Consider the following 20650-nt stretch of genomic DNA (forward strand, 5'->3'; position numbering starts at 1 on the left):
GGATTCGAACCCCCGACCCTCTGGGTGTAAACCAGATGCTCTGAACCAGCTGAGCTAAGCGCCCGTACACTTCCGTTTCAAAAGCGATGCAAAGGTACAGCTTATTTTGAGAATTCCAAAACTTTCGATAATTATTTTTTCACTATTTTATTCCAGAAGAAACGAAGTTACTGATTATCAACAACAAAAACTTTCTAAAAAATAAGATACATATCACCAGGAATCCGGCTATCGCTACAAATGCCCATACCCCTCCTATCTGCCTCCTCTGTTTTTTCTCCCGTTCATCCACTTTTATCAACGATTTACCAACCGCAAAAGAAGAATCGGCTTTTACAAAAGAGTGTTCCGCACATCCTTTCTGCAATTGCGTCCTTCCTCTATCAATAACCTTTTTAGTAACGGAAAAAGACTTCCTTTGTACTGCTTTTCCATTCTCATGACCTACTCCCATGGTATCCTCTTTCCAAGAGAAGACAGTTTCTTCTATATGTTCATCAGTCTGCCTGTTATTTTTCCATTCCGTTTTTCGTACGTTATCCACTCTTTCATAATGCCCTTTTGCAGTAACAGAGTCTATTTCCACGTTCCGTTCTATCCGGAAATGAGAACTGCCACATGCCGACAAAAAAGGCAAAATCACCCCTATCAACAACCATTTCTTAACATCAAAACAAGGGCATACCTTTATAAATTCACCCGGTTCTATCCTCCCATCTCCATTCAGGTCCGGCGAAGTATCCCGATGCCCCATCACCGTCACTATCCCATAGCGTTGTTTCAGCTCCCCGATAAGCCGTTTCAACGTTTCTTTCTGCGCCCTGGTTCGTGTATCAGCCGGATGTCCCCCGGCATCCAACCCACCAATGTAGCAGATACCAATACTCCGCTCATTCCATCCTATACAATGAGCCCCCATCCGCGTAATCTCTCTCCTGGGTTCCACACTTCCATCCAACCGTACCACATAGTGATATCCTATTTCGTTCATCCCCTGGGCACGATGCCAACGATCTATATCTTTAGCGCTGAAATCCATTCCCGCCTGCGTAGCCGAACAATGAATTATAATCGAATCGATTCTCCTCATAATACTCATTTTTTAAGATTAATAATCCGACGGAGGAATACGTTTTCCACACCCTCTTATCTCACATTTCTTTATTTCCGACTCCTTCTGTGCCAGTTCTACTTCATGGCAACGGATCATCCACCCCATTTTATCTTCCTGCTCCTTCCGTAGTTCAGCATAAAGTCCGTCAATCTTCCCATCGCGCTGTTCCAGGCGCTCTTCAAGCCAATCCACCTTCTTTCTGCGATTCTCCTCCTCTATACAACTCACTGATGCCTCCTCCTTCCGGGCATCCATTTTTCGGTAAGTAACCAATCGCACGAGCCATTTAATGGCCTCCAGCCCGCCAATGGCAGTGATGAAGGCCATAATTGTTGTCAACGACACCTAACTTACGTTATACAGAAGGATCCTCTCCTTCCCCTTCTCCTCCGGAAGGAGTACCGGAGCCTTCATCATTGATTCTGTCCAGGTCTTTAAACGTCAATCCATCGGTACGGGTAGAGGATGCTCCCGCATTAATACGTATATCCTTATTCGCACGAAAACAGATACGCAATCCTGTAATGTCACTTGCCGAAAAATCTTCCGGTTTATCGGCTCCTTTACTTTGTGCCGACAGGTAAAAGTAACCTATCCCATCAATATTAACCGAACGTCCACCCAGAAGAGTTTTACGCAGCAGTGTCCGAAAATCTTTCAGTACACTGATTGTCTCACCTTCACTCACACCCGAATTTCCACTGATTTCCTGCGCCACCTCTTTTAGTGTTGCCGCGGTGTCATACTTATAAGAAATAATAGGATACGTTCTTTTAACTGAACTTTTGTCTGTCGGATCACTCAAACGTAAAATTCTTTTAAATCTAATTGCCATAATCTTCTTTTTTTTAAATAAATACTCAATGTTATTACTTCGCTAACGTTAACATTGCAAAGATGCGACATTCACCTCAGAGACAAAAAGACAGGTTACAGCATCCTCTTAATACGATTTAATATATAAAAAGAGACAATTACAGGACAAGAAAGGGAGAGAGGGAAGGTAATAAAAGAGTTATTTCTATTTCCCGGCAAGTAAGCATAATCTAAAACTACATTAAAAACCAGAATACCCCCAAAAGCCGGAATTGCACATTTACAACTCCGGCCTTTCTTTATATTTAGTGTGAGTTTCAATATCACAAAATAAAGATAGCCAAACTTCTCCGTAAAACAGAGAAATCTGGCTATTGATAGCTACATTTGAGATGAAAAGAATGTAGCATCATATTTAAAAAGGACGCATTGAATTCTAAATAAAAGCCCTCCTCTATTTTATAAGCCACGCCAGGCCTTATAAAGGAGGGCTACACAAACAAACAATAATATTAAGCAAGATTACCATGATTCACATCAGAATAATCCGGCACTCCTTACTCCATCTTAATCTTTAGAGTAAAGAAGAAAGCATTGGACGAATCCAATGTTTGGGTTTATACAGTCGTCTTCTGTTTCCAGACAAAATAGGGAATACAGAAAAACAAGAAAAGTCCTTTCAGCAGACTCAAAAAAATCCTCATCAAGAGTTTATTTCTTCATACGTTTTTTAATCTCCACAACAATATAAATTGCATCTTAACCCGTTACACAAAAACCCATAGAAGAAATGAGTCACTTAAGCAAGAATATCCGTCAACTATTTCACAATCGCCTCCTTGATTGATTCCACGATATAACACACATTATCATCCGTCACATAAGGACCAGCAGGCAAACAGAAACCCGTCTTGAATATCTCTTCTTCTACACCGTTAGTATAGAAAGGAGCATCGGCATAAACCGGTTGTTTATGCATCGGTTTCCATACCGGCCTGGTTTCAATCATTTTCGAAAGCATGAATACACGCAATGCTTCCACATTCTGATTGGGCTGACAATCTGTTGTAGCACTGTTCACAGCTTTAATTACACCGGCAGCCCCCCCCACAGCAGTCTTAACAATTTCCTTATAAGCATTCTCCTGACCAACAATCCTCACATCAGGGTCAATGGTAGCAGTACACAACCAGAAGTTTGCGTCATAGCGTGAGTCCGTTGGTTGCTTATGGACATGAATCCCCTCTACATCCTTCAATAGTTTCTCATACAAAGCCTGTACATGCTTGTGGTGGGCAATATGCGCATCTGCCACAGTCATCTGACCACGACCAATACCAGCACAGATATTGCTCATACGATAATTATACCCGATAGCTGTATGTTGATAATAAGGATAAGCATCACGTGCCTGAGTGGCATACCACATAATGGTGTTCTTATCTTCAGCATTTTGGCAAACCAAAGCTCCACCACCCGATGTAGTAATCATTTTATTACCGTTAAATGACAGTACACCAAACTTACCAAATGTACCCAGTACTTTACCGTCAAACTTGCTACCAAAGCCTTCTGCAGCATCTTCTATAAGCGGAATATCATATCGGTTCGCAATCTCCATGATCTTCTCGCAGTCATAAGGCATCCCATAAAGTGCCACAGGTACAATCGCCTTAGGCTTCCTGCCAGTCTTAGCGATACGGTCTTTGATGGCCTCCTCAAGAAGTATGGAATCCATATTCCACGTATCTATTTCAGAACCCACAAACACTGGTTTTGCGCCAAGATAAGTAATCGGATGCGACGAAGCACAAAAGGTAAACGACTGTACTATTACCTCATCACCAGCCCGAACACCACAAGCAAGCAATGCAAGATGCACAGCAGCCGTACCAGCCGAGAGTGCAACAACTTCACTCTTACCTCCGACAAATTTTTTAAGGTCATTTTCAAACGCATTCACGTTCGGTCCCAAAGGTACCACCCAGTTGGTATCGAACGCCTCTTTCACAAATTTCTGCTCAATGCCCTCTTCACTCATGTGGGCAAGGCAGAGATAAATCGTCTTTTTAGGAACGTAAGCCATTGTTTATATTTTATTTTGTTGTTTCTAGTATGATTTTACAAGGCACACCATATGCCTTACAATTATCTGGAATATCTTTAACTACCACACTACCGGCACCAATAAAACAGTTTTTGCCGATTCTAACACCTTGAATAATGGTCGAACCAACGCCAACCCAGGTTCCTTCCCCCACATGTACATCACCGCTAATCGTGCAACCAGGTGCTATATGAACGTAATCACCAATCACACACTCATGATCTATACTGGCCTTCGTATTGACGATGCAATGCTTACCAATCTTTACTTCTGTTTGGATAATAGCACCTTGCATTATCACAGAACCCTCTCCAATTATGGCAGTAGACGAAATGATTGCTGTGGGATGAATTGCCATAGTAAATTTACAATTAAGCCGTTCTGCAATTATCTTACGAATCTTACAGTTACCAATACTGATAATAAAAGGAGACAACCCAGTGGCATCATGCAAGATTGGAGTACCACTTAATTCTTTAAGGTTGGGGTTATCGTCCACCAAGCCTTCAACTACTCCACCTTGTGCTTTTATAATATCAATGATCACTTTGGCATGACCACTTGCTCCATATAAATACATTAGTTATTTCCGTTAAAAGGTTCCATTGTGGCGTTGCCTTCTTGTGAAATTCCGTCGCGAACAAGTACCTTTTTGATTGTTATGAAAATCACTTTAATATCTGTTATTAATGTACAGTGATCAACATACCACACATCCAAGGCAAATTTCTCGTTCCATGACAACGAATTGCGACCATGACACTGCGCCCAGCCAGAGATTCCGGGACGCACTTCGTGACGACGAGCCTGCTCCTGGCTATACAAAGGTAAATATTGCACCAGCAATGGACGAGGACCAATTAACGACATGTCGCCAACCAACACATTCCAAAACTGCGGTAATTCATCAATACTTGTAGAACGCACAAATTTTCCAACTTTCGTTAACCGCATCTCATCGGGCAGAAGATTGCCGTTGGCATCACACTCGTCGGTCATGGTTTTGAACTTTACAATCTTAAAAATCTTACTGTCTTTGCCGGGACGCTCTTGGAAGAAAAATACCCCGGCACCTTTATTTGCAAAGTGTAACCACAGGGTTATGATAACCAACGGAATAAATAAAATGCTCAACGTTATAAAAGCAATGCAGAAGTCAATAAGCCTTTTAAAAAGATGTTTATACATAGGATTAATCTGAATATGTTATAATAATATAATACTCAATGTAAAATATTTCAAGCTTATTCTATTGTATAATATCTATAACTTAACAATGTTTATTTTGCTCCAATCAATATCATTATCAGCTTGTGCCAAGTTTACAAAATCGTACTGACCTATAAGTTTTTCCATTTTTCCAAAAGCTCCCTTGGTTCCAACAGTAGACTTAAAATGCCGCTTCAAGCGATTGAAGCAAGAGCCCTTCTCTTGAAAATAAATTTCATATTCATTTCGTGTCATCATATGATTTTGGCTGTAAATGAGATCTCCAATATGAAAGTAACATATGTTATAATTATTATTTTTCATATTGCTCGTTATAAACCAATATGGAAAGAAACGAAAATACCCTCCACCGGAATAGGCTATTTGCTTACTAATAATAGGAGTAAGCATTATTGGAAATTCCTTTATTCTAACGTCATTATATTCTATTATTGAAGGATTTGTTGTGGGAAATCCATCAAATCCTCCGAAATCGCGTTTTGCAGGAAAAAGTGACGAGTCTCGTTCAATACCACACTCAGCAAGAATTTCAAGAGCCCATTTATTGTCTTCACCTATAGAAAAGGCAGGAGCGCGATAACTTACCACCTTTTTACCACAACAATTTTCCAAAGCGGCAATAGCCGCCTTTGTGTCTTCCTGTAATTGAATGGGAGTCATTTTAGTGAGCCAAATATGTTCATTAGAATGACAACCAATATCGTGTCCACGTTGTGCTATCTCCTTAACAACATAGGGAAAATCAATGGCAATACCTCCAACACAAAAAAATGTAGCCTTTATACTGTGTTTATCGAGTAAATCGAGAATGCGATGCAAGTATACATCATACTCCATATATTTTTCTTTACGCCCACCATTGAACTTCTTTTCAATATACCACTCTTCTATATCATATGATAATACGTTCATCTTATTCTTCTCTTTTAGGTATTTCTTTTACAACCTTTGCTGGTCTTCCTGTGGCGATGGTCCAAGCCGGAACATCTTTTGTGACCAAAGAGCCAGCACCTACAATGGCACCATCACCTATTGTAACACCAGGCATCACAAAAGTTTCCATTCCTATAAGACTACCTTTTTTAAGATGAATTTCTCCTAAACGATAACCCAGTTTAGCATAATCGTCACCAACGCAATAATTACTCAAGTTACGTTGATGGCATAGCAATCTACAACTTGCGGCAATATGAGCATGATCTTCTATATATATATGATCCGCATGTCCTGAATCAATCCAGACGTGGTCACCAACGAATACATTTTTGCCAACATGGCAACCAACTCTCCTCAAAATCCAAGGGCGTATTTTCCTTGGAAGCAGCGGTGAAAGCAACCAAGAGTCCATCACATATTTTATTAAAAAGGTATCACGGTATGTTTTACATACACGGTAAATAACAGCACACAATGAAACTTGCCCATATTCTTCTTCTGAATAATTAAAACCTATACCACGCAATAGTCTATAGGTTAACGAAAACTTTTTCGTCTCCATATTTTTATGCTTCTATTACTTTTATTACATGTGGCCACACTACTGACGAATCATACAATTCAACTACAATTTTTCTAGCATACTCACCCATTTCTTTTCTTATCCTAGGGTTAGCTATCATATAATCTATCTGCTTTGCTATAGATTCAGCTGTAATATCACAATATATACCAGTCTTATTTTCTTCAATAGAATCAATACAACCTGTTGATTTCGAAACAATGGCAGGAACTCCCATTGCGGCACATTCAATAGTCACCATTCCGAAACCTTCCCGGTAAGACGGTAACACCATCACGCTAAACAAAGCAAAATACTTATATATATTAGTATACTCTACTCGATCCACATGGATGATATCGACTCTATTATTGATATAATCCATAAGTTCCATACTGATACTATCACGAACCTCCCCATTTCCGATAACGAACAATTTAATGTTACTTGAATCAGCATACCTCTGTTTTATTAACTTAAAGGCATCAACCAATTCTTTGATCCCTTTATCTCGTACCAGTCGACCACAGAAGCCAATAATAAAATCTCCGTTCTTTATCCCTAATTCGTTTTTCAACAACTCCTGTTCGGATTCTACTAACCTATCTGGATTAAATAGATTCTGAGTATCAATTCCTCCACACGTTCCCGCCCCTAAGAAAAACTCCTGTGACACATTCTCTATCTTATACGCCTGTCGTATTCTGGCAACTGATTGACTCACACAAACTGTTTTATGAGCCATAGCTGCAACTATTTTGTCCATCAGAATAACGAGTTCACGCTTTAATCCTCGAAGTGTCTCAAACAATACTCCATGAGCGAAAATTATCCTATTCGGGACATGCATTAGATACGCAGCCGTAGTCCCCAGCAGTCTCGCTTTTGCCTGATGCGTAATCACGGTATCGATGTTATTAGACCTGATGTATTTACATATCTTCACGAAAGCCTTAAAATCATTCCACGGTGACAGAGTTCTTGCTAATTGAATTGGATAGTATTTTATCTGATTAATCGCTGCATATTCATCCATCATCTTATCTGGACTACAAATCAGATGCATGTTATACCCATTTTGCCTTAGATACATAAACTGGCCACCAATAAAGTTCCTGGCACTACTTGCCAAATTAATTATTTGTAATATATTATGTGGTTTACTTCGTGCTACCATACACTCAAATTACATTATTTACCATGTACATATATTTCGATAAAATTTACACTATAATCACAAACTTTCGCCTAACAATTTTTCCATAAAAAGGGTCTTTATATGCAACATGCTATGATTACGTTCACCACACAAACGGGCATTCACTGCATACTCTGTCAAAAGTTCAGAAGAATCTACAACTCTTTGCAAAGCTTTCAATATCTCATCTTCAACATTACATACAATAGCAGCCTTTTCTTCTGAAAAATATTCAATAGATGCGATATCAGAGGGACCGATAGCCAATATGCAGCGGCCCTGGCTCAGATAGTCTGTAATTTTTGTGGAAAAAGACAACCTTGCTGTTTTATTATGTTTGTCATAAATATCTTCCACAAAAACTAAGATATCAGATTTAGCCTGTTCCTCTTTAACTTGGTTCTGAGGGATTACTCCTTTCAGGAAACTTGTTCCGTAAACAGTAAGTAGCCTTACCTGTTCATCCGTAAGGTCGGTCTGTGTATAAATATCAATATAGGCTTTACACCCATTCTGGTTTATAATCTTCAATGCACGCACAATAGCCATTATCGCTTTGTCGCGACCAATGTTCAGTTTGCCAGTGTAAATGAGCCGGAGTGGAGTTGTAGGAGTGTAAGGTTTTAAAGACGATGGCAACGATATGATAGGTTTTGTGACAATAGTAGAATTGATTCCAAACTCACTATCACATTCCTTCTTCATCTTAGGACAGACAGTCAATATTTCATCACATTTTTTTACTAATCTTTTCACAGAACGACGTGTAAAGAACCGCCCAATCTTATACGAGATTTTATTATTCTGCTTATATGTAAAATTATCATCCCATAATATTCCTATAACACGCTTAGGCTTACAATAATCTATTATAAATTCATTTATACGGTTAAAATAAATATAGCTCTCAATAGGGAAAACTAGTATATCAGGGTGGTAATCTCCCAAAAAGGCCTTTAATTCATTACTTTTCCAATTACCCATTTTCCATGCAAGTTCCCTTCCTAATAAAAAAATGGAATTTCTATTTTTTGAGAAATAAGCATATCTTTTCTTTTCAGCCTTCAATTCTGCATTACCATCATTTGCAGACTGCACTGTTACACAAGAGCCGGTTGTGATATTACGCCAGAAAACGCTTTTTACCACCTTTCCCTCTAATATTCTGAAATATTGAGAGCACACTTCAGAATCAGGTAATTCAGCGCGCATGTATAAGTTAGCTATCTCATGTTCTCTATTACCCTCAAAAAGAGTGCTAAAAGAATCATATCCCGTACTTTTACTCCATGCAGGAATTGAAGTTACTAATATTCTTGCCATAATACATTAGTAAATATTACAACTATATAAATCAATATCTATACGAGCTTATATTGTTTGTAACTCAATCATGATTTCTTTAAACTACAAACATATATCACGACTGGTACAAATATCGAAATCATAAACCATCCCTGCTCCCCAAATAAGCCCTTGGTATAAAGAAATATACAAGCAACTAATACACCCAAATAGTAATACATGAGTGCTAAATGGTCATAGATCTTTTTTTTCCAAATTACAATTTGACTAATAAGAATCATAATAAATGGTATTCCACAAAACAACCCCATTCCACCTAATCTATCAAGAATTGCTGAGTGCCCCCCAACTTGACCACCACCCAAAAAAATATTTGATAAGAAAGAGTCTATAGATATCGCATGTAGAGTTTCACGGCCAGAAATAGAACCAGTTTCATCAGCAGCCAAATCTCCACTCTGATATACTGCAATGAAAGACTCTATTTTGGGTTGGACAGCAGTGCCTTCAAACCATCCGGACATATAATTCAAAAATATCTCTACAAGCCCCAAATTCCATATTACAAATATACATATTGACAATATTGCCAAACGAAAGAAATTAAAGCCTTGAGTTCCACCATACGAGAGAAAGAAAATGATACATATCAACAAAGCTACTATTGAAGTAGTAATATTTGTATTTACAACAAGAATAATGTTACATACAGCTAACGCTAACATAACCAGTCTTTGTTTACCAATAAATGCCTTACATGACATAAATGCAGCAGGTAAAGATATAGCAAAAGCATGCATCAAAGTATAACTGGGAATACCATGTATGGATACTCCCGCTTCTTCCTGTATAGCAATAACCCTCATATCATACTCCATGATAATTGGAAGAACCGATAAAAAAGAAATGATGTATAAAGATACCGAAATAATAGCGACATAATAATATAATTTCAAATTATCTTTATAACGAAGAATACTTACTACACAAATTGAAGGTAACAACCATGCAAGCTCAATGAGTAACTTCTTTGACGGCGCAACTTTTCCAATCCCTATAGTAATATCATTCCCTGAAATAACAAACAGAAATAGCACCATGAAATACGCAAATGTCCACAACATTAACCTATTACCATAAGCTCTCGGATATAACAGAATACAAGTTACAAAAACAGCCAAGTCTACAATCTGACTATTTAAGGGCGTAATATCCGACACAAAAGGTACAAGGATGAAAGCTGCGAATAAAGAATATACTACCAAAAAAAACTTATCCCTACCTGTTATTATATATGTTTTTAGTAATTGCATTCAGTAATCAAAAAACTTTATTTAAACTTTAAAAGGTATCAATATCCATAAATGAAATAGCCCAATTCTCAGGATTTAAGCAAATATGTTTCATTTCGTCAGACAAAACCTTTACTCCATGATTTACGAATTCTTTGGAAACTTTAAAACCGAAACCTTTGTAAAAATTAAACAATGGATGTCCCAAGGCGACATCCGCCAGAACTATTTCAGGTTTTATATCTTTGAGAAAAGCACTTAACAAGGTCTTAAAATCCTCTCTTGTATAATTATAAAGGAAAACTTCTCCAATAAATACAACAGTTGTACCATGTAATTTTTTACCATATTTATATACAATGCAACCCAAACCATCTCTATTCCACATCTTAATACCATTCTTTGATTTCATTCTCCACTGAAATGTCTCATTGTCGTATTTAATGTGAATATTCTCATACTTCAGCATTTCAGTTTCGCGTACTTCCAAAAGTTTTTCGTCTATTGGAGTTACAATTGTCTCTGTATCCCATATTGGAGCCCCAGACAGTTTCTTGATATTAAAACGCAACTTCCATAATGTTTTTAGTGGGGACGTATATTTTCTAAAACCAGTAAGCGATTTAATGTATACCCAACCAAGCTTTTCATATGCTTTACGCGAAGCTTCTACACTAATATTATAAATAAGCTCCCCCTTTTTATCATTAAAAAATGAATTCAAAAAAGCCTCATTCAGTCTTAAAAAAAGATGTTTACCTCTACATTCTTTAGCTACACATGAATCAGCAAATTGAACACAAGTTAATTTTCTATTTCCATAATAAGCATTTACAAAAAAAGATGTACGGCTTCCTACAATTTTACCATCCTTTTCAGCTAAATAACTAACACCGGTAGATTCTTTTAAAACAAATCCGGCCTTTGTAGCCCATATTTTGTAGTGATCTGCCTCATTCTCACCAACCTTTGCCGGCCAAACCTCATTATAGAGTCTAACAAGATTATCAAAATCATTAGCCTCAACTTTTCTTACTACAATATTATCTTTTTCCATTTTACTAATTTATGATTCAAACGTATTTAACAATTTGCGCCATTTATCTCCTATGTTTTGAATATAAAAATGAGACGCCTTATCAATTGCTGCTATTTGCATCTTTCTCAATTTATTGGAATCGGTCATCAAAGTATCTAACTGATTAACATATTTTTCTATGTCAAAAGCATCCACTAAGATGCCATTGTAGCCATTATCAACAATATCATAAGCTGCTTGGTACGAAGCGAACAGCATTGGAAGACACCCATATTGCATTGATTCACAAAGACTTAACAACCATCCCTCGTATATACTTGTCATTGTAAGAATGGACGCCCTTTTATAATAACCTTCCACATTAACTTGAAATCCTTCAAATGTAACCGTATTTTGTAGATTATTATTCACTACATATTGTTCCATCCACTCTCGTTTCTCACCATCACCTAAAATTTTAAGTTTCCAATCTGGATGTAATTTGGAGACGCGATTCCAAATTTCCAACAATAAATGTATCCCCTTTTGAGGGACTAAACGCCCTGAAAAAACACACAATTTCTCTTTTGATTTAAAATCAATCTCAATAGGAATATCACATGTGGTTGGATTATTTATCCACATCAATTTTTTCGGATTTCTTATAAAAGTAATTTTCTTAAAAATTGGAACAAAGCGTTTAGAAAGCAATACATACTTATCTGCCATTCTGTACATTTTTCTATGTCTATACATTGTATAGACCATTATTCCCAGTCGCTTAATCCTTTTCAACACTAAATTACATGACGATAGTTTGTTACTAATTAAATAACAGTCAGGTGTATTATGTTCAACGACAATTAATACTGGTTTCTTTTTAGCATTTTTGATGGCAGCAAGGACCTCATTCTCTCTATTATAATAGCTATCTTGATATATAAAAAAATCTATTCTACCCTCATCAAGTACATGTAGGATGTCCTCTTTTAGACTTGTTCTACTATAAAAATAATCAACAGACGAATTAAGTTTTTGTAGCAAACTTTCATCCACCAAAGGAGATGCTGAGAAAATGGAAACATTATATCCTGATGACAATTCATTTGCAAGATATTCTGTCACTTTTTCAATACCACCTAAGCCAGGATAACGTGTACAAAAAAATAGAATATTTTTCATTAATGGTTCTATTTGTTTTGGTATAATTTCAATTTTGTCAGCGAATTAAACACGTTATAATATCCCTTCAATTTATTTTTAAAAACCCTAAAGGGTTCCTCGTTTACAATTGAATTTCTACCAAATATTATATTCCCATCTTTTAGATATGAGTAACTCATTTGGGAAGTATATATTCTAGTATAGTTACTGCATTTTACAAGATAATCATTAGATACTTCAGAAAAATAACCAAAAGGATAACAGAAATCATGTGGTTCATAACCAAGTTCCTTCTTAAATCTCTTATCAGACTCTACGATCTCCAGATTTACATCAATAGAAGAAATATCTCTCATAGACGGATGCGTATAGGTGTGTGCTCCAAAACCAACATAGCCACTATCATGCATTTCTCTCACTTGAGCCCAATTAAGATAATTGACATCAACTCCAATCTTACCCATTGTTAAGTAAACATTGTATTTTATCCCAAGAGATCTCATAAATTCAAAAATTTCAGTATAATTTGAAATCCAGCCATCATCAAAGGCTATAAGTACATGCTTTTTATGAAACTTCAAATTCACAGGGTTCTCTAACTCATCAAAAGTATAGGTTACATATCCATAATCATGAAGATATTGCATCTGAGTTTTAAATGTATTTACATTTGTCTGCTGACTACCAAAGCCTTTACCTCTTACAATATCGTGATAGTATATGACATTAATAAATTTGTTTTTATTATTATTGAGAAATCCTACCAAAGGCACAATATTAAAGTATATGATTTTTTTCAAGATATTCATGACTATTATTTAATGATATAATGAGACATATTCTTCAAAACGCAGGTCTTGGGAAAACACTTTAGAAACTTCTATAATTTTCTCGTTTGATAACAATTGTTTATTGCAAATTGTCACTATATGCTTTTTCAACGCTTGAACATCGTCACATTCCACAACAACACCCGTTTGCTCATTCACAATTTCAGGACTACCTCCAGTCCTAAACGTTACTACAGGAGTACCGCATGCAATAGCTTCCATATTAACGGTCGGAAATGTATCTTGCCGAGTAGCATTCACAAAAACATCAGCTGCTGAATATATTTGAGCCAGCTCAAGCTGATTTACTGTTCTATGAATGGAAATCACGTTTGAAGGTAACTGTTTGTCAGTCTCCCGATTTGTTCCAACAAGAATGAGGGAATAATCATTGGATAGCACCCTTGAAAGCTCTATAAATACATCCAAGCCTTTGCTATATCCCCACCCAAATGATACCCCCAAAACTATTTTCTTATTATTCAGTCCATACCTTTCTCTGAAATCACTCGGAGTGGGCTTAAAAATATCCAAATTAATACCATTATTAATAACATTGACCGGACAGTTCTTAAAAAACGACTGCTTCACTAAATTTGCAAGCCATTGAGAGGGGGTAATAATTGTCAAATCCACCCCTTCTATCAAATGTTTTTTACGACTATACATCTCACTGCTTCTATCAAAGAACCAACTTGATGTCTTATATTGTGGACAATGGTTGCAACCAGTCTTCCATTTATCACATTTCGCAATAACAAAGTGAGAACAATATCCGGTAAACGCCCAACAATCATGAAAAGTCCAAAACAATTTGAGCCTCTTCATTCTGAAATAATCAAATAGCATAATTAAATTACAATTATGGCTATGTAAATTATGCAAATGAACAATATTCGGAGCGATTCTGTCAATTTCCTCAATAAGATGTTTTGTAGCCTGTTTAGAATTAAAGCCACAATTACCTAAAATGCGCGATTTAAGAGCTTGCCTTTTTAAATACTCATCTGTTGTATATTTAATGCCCAACGAGTATTCACTATTTCCAGAAGAATATAATATATAATTCTCTATTCTTTGTTTGGCAAGTAATTCACTAACTGCTACACAGATTTTGCCTGTACTTCCAGTTCCACAAGTGGCATTAATTTGAACAATCTTCATTAATGAACAAACTTTCTTAACCATTTACCAATCATATACATAAATGGTATCTGGCGTAAATAAGAGTAAACAAACAAATCTTTTAATGCCCAACAATAGCTTCTATTAAAAAGCCCTCTTTGCCTGAACATACGATCTTCAAACTGTTTGTCTATGTAAACAGTATCATTATAATTTATTGTTTCTATCTCATACGTTGGCCTGTTTGCAAAATCTTTGGCCATACCTCCATCATAGTTAGGATCATAATTTGTTGCCTCAGTATCAAAACCTATATTTGAAACCATATTCACCTGAGGATATATATTATACAAGCCATACTTAAACGACATGAATAACATTTGAATATCATAGCTATTACTAATCTTCCCCCTTCTTTTTTCTAATAAATATCTTTCTATTTTTTTTGTATACCATATTCTTTCAAACCAACCATTAAAATTAGATTTAAATTCTTTAGTTTTTGCAACAACATAATAGCTTTCCAATCCAAACTCATATTTCTGCTGAGTGCGTTTCCATGTAGCCATTCCATAGGTTGATGCAGGAATACGCGAATAGTAATAGGAGGCATCACCATAATGCTGACCAAAATTTACACCTCCAATGTATCCGATACGATCATCATCTTTGTACCTTTCCAATAAGTCCTGACAATAGAAAAAAAACGATTTGGTTGGCAAACCATCATCTTCCAAAAAAATCATTCTATCCTCATGCTCGAAAATCCAATTCCAAGCAGTCACACCACTTAAAGCACAACCTAAATTTTTGTCGTGAAACAAGTAATGAGCTTCACACTTCCAATCAACATTTTTTACCACACTTCTCACTTGCTCACATAATGCACGTTCATTAAATCGTCCTTCTCTTGGAGCGTCTGCTGCGACATAAAGTTTTGTAGGACGTACAGAGCGTATCGTATCAAAAATAATTTTAGTTTTTTCTGGTCTATTAAACACCAATAATAAAACCGGAGTTGTAAGTTCAGTATCCATACAATGAAGTATTATTTATATTTTATTTTCCAAATAAAACAAACGAAATTAACAAAGATGAACACGATAAACATTAATATTTGTCCATACGCAGCACCATAAAACTCCCACTTACTTACTATATATCCCAATATAAATATTGAAACAGTACTTGCTATTATTTTAGTGGATAATACAACTTTTGAAAAACCTGCAGCTATGGTAATGTCATTCATCAGATAGAATCCTATAACAAAAATTTGTGCTACTGCTAGGATTTGCGAATAGTGAACAGATTCCACATACCTACCTGCTGTTAAAATGTCAATTACAAAGGGAGCCAAAATAATATACACTAGTACAACAACTATTTCTGCACCAAATATAACACCACAAACCTTAAGCAATTTCTTTTTATTATGATTTGCCACGGACTCATACAAATCAGGATTAAATGTAGAATACAAGGTCATAGTAAAGATGTTTATATACTTTGCAAACTGATTACCTACACAATATATGCCATATTCTTCATTATTACCCACTCGTTCTACAAGAACTCGGCTATAACCATCTGTAAAAAATTCCAAACATCCAGCTAACGCTAAAGGCCAACAAAATATAAGTATTTGTTTTACCAATTTTCCATCTAATCTCTGAAAAATATATTCTCTAAAACGATAAAACGTTATTACAAAAAAAACAAAAGCAGACAAGAACGTAGCAAATTCATATCCCCATGCACCTTGCTTCAAACATACAACACAAAGAAAAATAAGTACAACTTTAAAAATACCATTAGTAACGCAATAAATGCAATATTCTTTAGTCCGCCTTTCTATTCTGTATTCAGCTAACTGAAAACTATATAATCCACCAATCCAAATGGTACTAACTGAGAAAATGAGAAAAGGGAATAATGGTATAGTTGAATCCCTATTAAAAAGATAATGATAACAACAGATACCTCCTCCTACTATTATGGCCATTAAAAACGAAAAAACAATCAGTAACTGAACTACTACTGTTTTAATTTTTCTACGTTCTTCAAATCCAATCCTATAATAATTGGACAAAAAATAACGCATAACAAAAAATTGAATCAATGGAGTCTCAATGGCAGCAAACGAGGATAAATAGCCAATAATAGCATAATCAAATGGCGATAATCCCTTTGATAGAAATGGATTGACAGCTATTAACAGCATCATAGGGATTATAGAAGCCAATAAATAGAGCCCTGTATCCTGTACTGTTTTCTGTCTACCCTTAAACAGATTACTTATATTCATTATTTTGTTAGCGTCCTGATTTTACATGTGACACATAATGTCTTTTTTAGGACATACCATATATGTCAAAATCATAATATTGATATATCTTTCCCAAATTTATTTACTCATCCCCATTTTCAACCTCTTTAATGCCAAATAGGATTATATATATAATGTTATATCACTAGTTCTTTCTCCAAACCATTTTGTTAACTACACCCGTGTAACTCTGAATAATTTTCACAACCTTGTTGGCAACATCCTCCACATATACGGGAACGGGAATACCATAATCACCCTCGGCATTCATAGCAATGGCGATATCAATCGCCTGGAGCAGAGATGCCTCGTCAATACCTGCGAGGATGAAACCAGCCTTATCCAAGGATTCTGGACGCTCGGTGCTTGTACGGATGCAAATAGCTGGGAAAGGATGGCCAACGCTGGTGAAGAATGAAGACTCTTCAGGTAGTGTACCTGAGTCACTGATTACAGCGGCAGCATTCATCTGCAAGCAGTTGTAATCATGGAAGCCAAGGGGTTCGTGTTGGATGACACGCTTATCCAGCCTGAACCCACTCTTTTCTATGCGGTTACGTGAGCGGGGATGACAACTGTAGAGGATGGGCATATCGTACTTCTCGGCAATAGCGTTGATGGCATTAAACAGAGAAAGGAAATTTTTCTCTGTGTCAATGTTCTCTTCCCGGTGTGCAGAGAGCAGGATGTACTTTCCTTTCTTCAATCCAAGACGCTGGTGAATATCACTGGCCTCAATGTCAGCAAGATTAGCATGCAATACCTCAGCCATCGGTGAACCAGTGACGTAAGTGCGTTCTTTGGGAAGCCCACATTCGTGCAGATACCTTCTCGCGTGCTCTGAATAAGCTAAGTTCACATCGCTAATGATGTCTACGATACGACGGTTGGTCTCCTCCGGTAAACATTCGTCCTTGCAACGGTTACCCGCCTCCATGTGGAAAATAGGTATATGCAAACGCTTGGCAGCGATGGCACTAAGACAAGAATTGGTGTCACCAAGGATAAGTAACGCATCGGGCTTGATAGCATTCATCAACTTATAAGAACAATTAATGATATTACCCACAGTTGCCCCCAGGTCATCACCCACTGCATCCATATAAACCTCAGGAGCAGTCAACTTCAAATCCTTGAAAAATACGCCGTTGAGGTTGTAATCATAATTTTGTCCGGTATGTGCCAATACAGTATCAAAATATTTACGACACTTGTTGATAACTGCTGCAAGGCGGATAATCTCGGGACGGGTGCCAACAATAATCAAAAGTTTCAACTTGCCATTGTCTGCAAATTTTACGTCGCTATAGTTTGTCTTTATGTCTGCCATTTCTGTTTTCTTATTTATTCTACTGATAAGAAATAAGTATCAGGGTTATTGGGGTCAAAAGATTCATTTGCCCACATCAAAGTTATCAAGTTCTCTGTATCAGAGAGGTTAATTATATTATGAGTATAGCCAGGCAACATGTGCACAGCCTCTATTTTACCACCGCTAACCTCGAAGTTAAGCACTTCGTCTGTTCCTACTTTGCGCTGTTGGATAAGGGCTTTACCGCTTACCACAATAAAGAACTCCCATTTCGTATGGTGCCAGTGTTGACCCTTAGTGATACCAGGCTTGCTGATGTTCACACTGAACTGACCGCAATTAACGGTTTTCAACAATTCAGTGAAACTGCCGCGATCATCAACACTCATCTTCAACGGGAAGATTGCCTTCTCCGCGGGGAAGTAACTCAGGAAAGTGCTATAAAGTTTCTTGGCGAATGAATTTTCAGGAATCTCAGGCATTATCAGTGTCTGAGGTTGTACATTGAAGGACTTTAGCAAAGAAACAATCTCACCAAGGGTTACCTTGTAAGTGGTAGGTACGGCACAGTAGCGGCCATCGGCTTTCAACACGGTCTCTATACCATCAAACTCGCAGTGGTGTTCTTCGCCTTTCAGCGCATTTATCATCTCGTGTACAAGATCATCTATATAAAGTAACTCCAATTCAACAGATGAATCGTTTACCTGTATAGGAAGGTCGTTGGCAATGTTGTTACAAAAGGTAGCAACCACACTGTTGTAGTTAGGACGGCACCACTTACCGAAGAGGTTAGGGAAACGGTACACCAAGACCTTTGCACCTACCTCCTTGCCGTACTCAAAGAATAATTCTTCACCTGCCAGCTTACTTTTACCGTAATCGCTTGTGCCATAACGACCAATCAATGTAGCCTGAATACTGGAAGAAAGCATCACAGGACAGTTATTCTTGTGGGCCTTCAAAGTATCAAGTAACGTTGATGCAAAACCAAAGTTACCAGTCATAAACTCAGACTGGTCTTTAGGGCGATTCACACCTGCAAGATTGAAGACAAAGTCACAGTCCGAACAGTAGGTGTCCAACTTTTCAAGGCTACTGTCTATATCATATTCATAGACAGCATCGATGGTAAGCGCGCCATAACAATGAGTTTTACCATCTTTGATGTTATAGAGCTCGGAACAAAGGTTCTTTCCCACAAATCCTTTTGCGCCTGTTACAAGTATATTCATTATTCAGAACGAATTTCTTTAGACTTTGCACGTTCGATAAGACCAAGATCTTCCTGAATGAATCGCAGACGCATGAGCTGCTCCTTCATGCCCTCAACATCCAAACGTGCGGTATTGTGCGAATGATAGTCTTCAATTGTTGATACCTTTTCGTTACCTTCCACAAAGAACTTGTCATAGTTAAGGTCACGAGTATCACAAGGGATGCGATAGTAGTTGCCACAATCAATAGCCTTGGCCATTTCTTCACGAGTAACAAGAGTCTCATAAAGTTTCTCACCGTGACGAGTACCGATGACCTTAACTTCTGTCTCACCGTATTTAGAATCTACCTTAGAATAGATTTGCTTCAAAGCTTCTGCAAGAACATCCAATGTGGCGGCAGGTGCTTTCTGTACGAAGAGGTCACCATTGTGTCCATGAGTGAAAGCATAGATCACGAGGTCTACTGCATCGTCGAGTGTCATCATGAAACGGGTCATGTTAGGGTCTGTAATAGTGATGGGCTTACCTTGTACCATCTGTTCCACCCAAAGAGGAATTACAGAACCGCGACTGGCCATTACATTACCATAACGTGTACAACAGATGGTAGTCTGTGCATCCTCACCAAGCTCACGCCCTTTGGCTATGGCAACCTTCTCCATCATAGCCTTGGAGATACCCATTGCATTGATAGGATAGGCAGCCTTGTCGGTTGAGAGGACAACTACATTCTTCACACCATGTCCTATTGCTGAGAGAAGTACATTGTTAGTACCTTCTACGTTGGTTCGGACTGCCTCAATGGGGAAGAACTCACAGGAAGGAACCTGCTTCAGAGCTGCAGCAGCGAAAACATAATCAACACCACGCATAGCAATGTCAACCGACTGTTTTTCACGCACGTTACCAATATAAAACTTAACTTTAGGATTCTGGAGGGCATGCCGCATGTCATCTTGTTTTTTCTCGTCTCGTGAAAAGATACGAATCTCTTTGATATCGCTTTCTAAAAAACGGCGCAATACAGCATTACCAAAACTTCCTGTACCACCTGTAATCAACAGGACTTTATCTTTAAATACACTCATATAT

At 37.4% G+C, this 20650-nt stretch carries 20 protein-coding genes; all 20 read right to left on the minus strand.

Translation table 11 applies throughout. The annotated features are described in order from the left end of the window. Positions 1-142: 142 nt before the first annotated feature. The 20 genes from QX565_RS12615 to QX565_RS12710 all read right to left on the minus strand — a co-directional run bounded on the left by QX565_RS12615 (position 143) and on the right by QX565_RS12710 (position 20646). On the minus strand, positions 143-1090 hold the full coding sequence (locus QX565_RS12615) for an N-acetylmuramoyl-L-alanine amidase (protein WP_289292928.1): 948 nt from the start codon (positions 1088-1090) through the stop codon (positions 143-145). An 18-nt stretch (positions 1091-1108) separates the two neighbouring features. Further along, complete coding sequence (locus QX565_RS12620) at positions 1109-1459, minus strand: hypothetical protein (protein ID WP_025868321.1); 351 nt, start codon at positions 1457-1459, stop codon at positions 1109-1111. 10 nt (positions 1460-1469) lie between these two features. Then, positions 1470-1949 carry an HU family DNA-binding protein gene (locus tag QX565_RS12625; RefSeq protein ID WP_289292929.1) on the minus strand — a complete coding sequence of 160 codons (480 nt, stop codon included), beginning with the start codon at positions 1947-1949 and terminating at the stop codon, positions 1470-1472. An 801-nt stretch (positions 1950-2750) separates the two neighbouring features. Beyond that, complete coding sequence (locus QX565_RS12630; protein ID WP_289292930.1) at positions 2751-4016, minus strand: DegT/DnrJ/EryC1/StrS family aminotransferase; 1266 nt, start codon at positions 4014-4016, stop codon at positions 2751-2753. Between the two features lie 10 nt (positions 4017-4026). Continuing rightward, positions 4027-4617, minus strand: a complete 591-nt coding sequence (locus tag QX565_RS12635; RefSeq protein WP_289292931.1) for an acetyltransferase — start codon at positions 4615-4617, stop codon at positions 4027-4029. Beyond that, a complete protein-coding gene (locus QX565_RS12640; RefSeq protein ID WP_289292932.1) occupies positions 4617-5225 on the minus strand; it encodes a sugar transferase in 609 nt (202 codons plus the stop codon). Before QX565_RS12640 ends, QX565_RS12635 begins: the two co-directional genes overlap by 1 nt. 75 nt (positions 5226-5300) lie before the next feature. Next, the gene (locus QX565_RS12645; protein ID WP_007487216.1) at positions 5301-6179 is read right to left on the minus strand and encodes a polysaccharide deacetylase family protein; all 879 of its coding nucleotides are present in this window, start codon (positions 6177-6179) and stop codon (positions 5301-5303) included. Position 6180: 1 nt separating this feature from the next. Then, complete coding sequence (locus QX565_RS12650) at positions 6181-6765, minus strand: acyltransferase (RefSeq protein ID WP_007487215.1); 585 nt, start codon at positions 6763-6765, stop codon at positions 6181-6183. Between the two features lie 4 nt (positions 6766-6769). After that, entirely contained in the window at positions 6770-7942 is a 1173-nt protein-coding gene (locus QX565_RS12655; RefSeq protein ID WP_007487213.1) for a glycosyltransferase, read from the minus strand. A gap of 57 nt (positions 7943-7999) precedes the next feature. Beyond that, positions 8000-9286, minus strand: a complete 1287-nt coding sequence (locus QX565_RS12660; protein WP_007487212.1) for a glycosyltransferase family protein — start codon at positions 9284-9286, stop codon at positions 8000-8002. Positions 9287-9354: 68 nt separating this feature from the next. Beyond that, the gene (locus tag QX565_RS12665) at positions 9355-10581 is read right to left on the minus strand and encodes a hypothetical protein (protein WP_007487210.1); all 1227 of its coding nucleotides are present in this window, start codon (positions 10579-10581) and stop codon (positions 9355-9357) included. 28 nt (positions 10582-10609) lie between these two features. Next, positions 10610-11617: a GNAT family N-acetyltransferase gene (locus QX565_RS12670; protein ID WP_007487208.1), complete on the minus strand. Its 1008-nt coding sequence runs from the start codon at positions 11615-11617 to the stop codon at positions 10610-10612. Positions 11618-11626: 9 nt separating this feature from the next. Then, positions 11627-12760: a glycosyltransferase gene (locus QX565_RS12675; protein WP_289292933.1), complete on the minus strand. Its 1134-nt coding sequence runs from the start codon at positions 12758-12760 to the stop codon at positions 11627-11629. 8 nt (positions 12761-12768) lie between these two features. Next, the gene (locus QX565_RS12680) at positions 12769-13551 is read right to left on the minus strand and encodes a polysaccharide deacetylase family protein (RefSeq protein WP_007487205.1); all 783 of its coding nucleotides are present in this window, start codon (positions 13549-13551) and stop codon (positions 12769-12771) included. 9 nt (positions 13552-13560) lie between these two features. After that, complete coding sequence (locus QX565_RS12685; RefSeq protein WP_081504757.1) at positions 13561-14760, minus strand: glycosyltransferase; 1200 nt, start codon at positions 14758-14760, stop codon at positions 13561-13563. Further along, positions 14736-15734, minus strand: coding sequence for a hypothetical protein (locus QX565_RS12690; protein ID WP_007487203.1), 999 nt, complete (start codon positions 15732-15734; stop codon positions 14736-14738). The genes QX565_RS12685 and QX565_RS12690 overlap by 25 nt, the downstream gene beginning before the upstream one ends. An 11-nt stretch (positions 15735-15745) precedes the next feature. Then, on the minus strand, positions 15746-17005 hold the full coding sequence (locus QX565_RS12695) for a lipopolysaccharide biosynthesis protein (protein ID WP_007487202.1): 1260 nt from the start codon (positions 17003-17005) through the stop codon (positions 15746-15748). A gap of 166 nt (positions 17006-17171) precedes the next feature. Further along, the gene (locus QX565_RS12700) at positions 17172-18356 is read right to left on the minus strand and encodes a UDP-N-acetyl glucosamine 2-epimerase (protein ID WP_007487201.1); all 1185 of its coding nucleotides are present in this window, start codon (positions 18354-18356) and stop codon (positions 17172-17174) included. Between the two features lie 14 nt (positions 18357-18370). After that, a complete protein-coding gene (locus tag QX565_RS12705; protein ID WP_289292934.1) occupies positions 18371-19573 on the minus strand; it encodes a polysaccharide biosynthesis C-terminal domain-containing protein in 1203 nt (400 codons plus the stop codon). Continuing rightward, the gene (locus tag QX565_RS12710; RefSeq protein WP_007487199.1) at positions 19573-20646 is read right to left on the minus strand and encodes a polysaccharide biosynthesis protein; all 1074 of its coding nucleotides are present in this window, start codon (positions 20644-20646) and stop codon (positions 19573-19575) included. Before QX565_RS12710 ends, QX565_RS12705 begins: the two co-directional genes overlap by 1 nt. Positions 20647-20650 lie beyond the last annotated feature (4 nt).

Origin of the sequence: Bacteroides sp. 41_26 (assembly GCF_949740115.1) — a bacterium.
Lineage (GTDB): Bacteria > Bacteroidota > Bacteroidia > Bacteroidales > Bacteroidaceae > Bacteroides > Bacteroides nordii.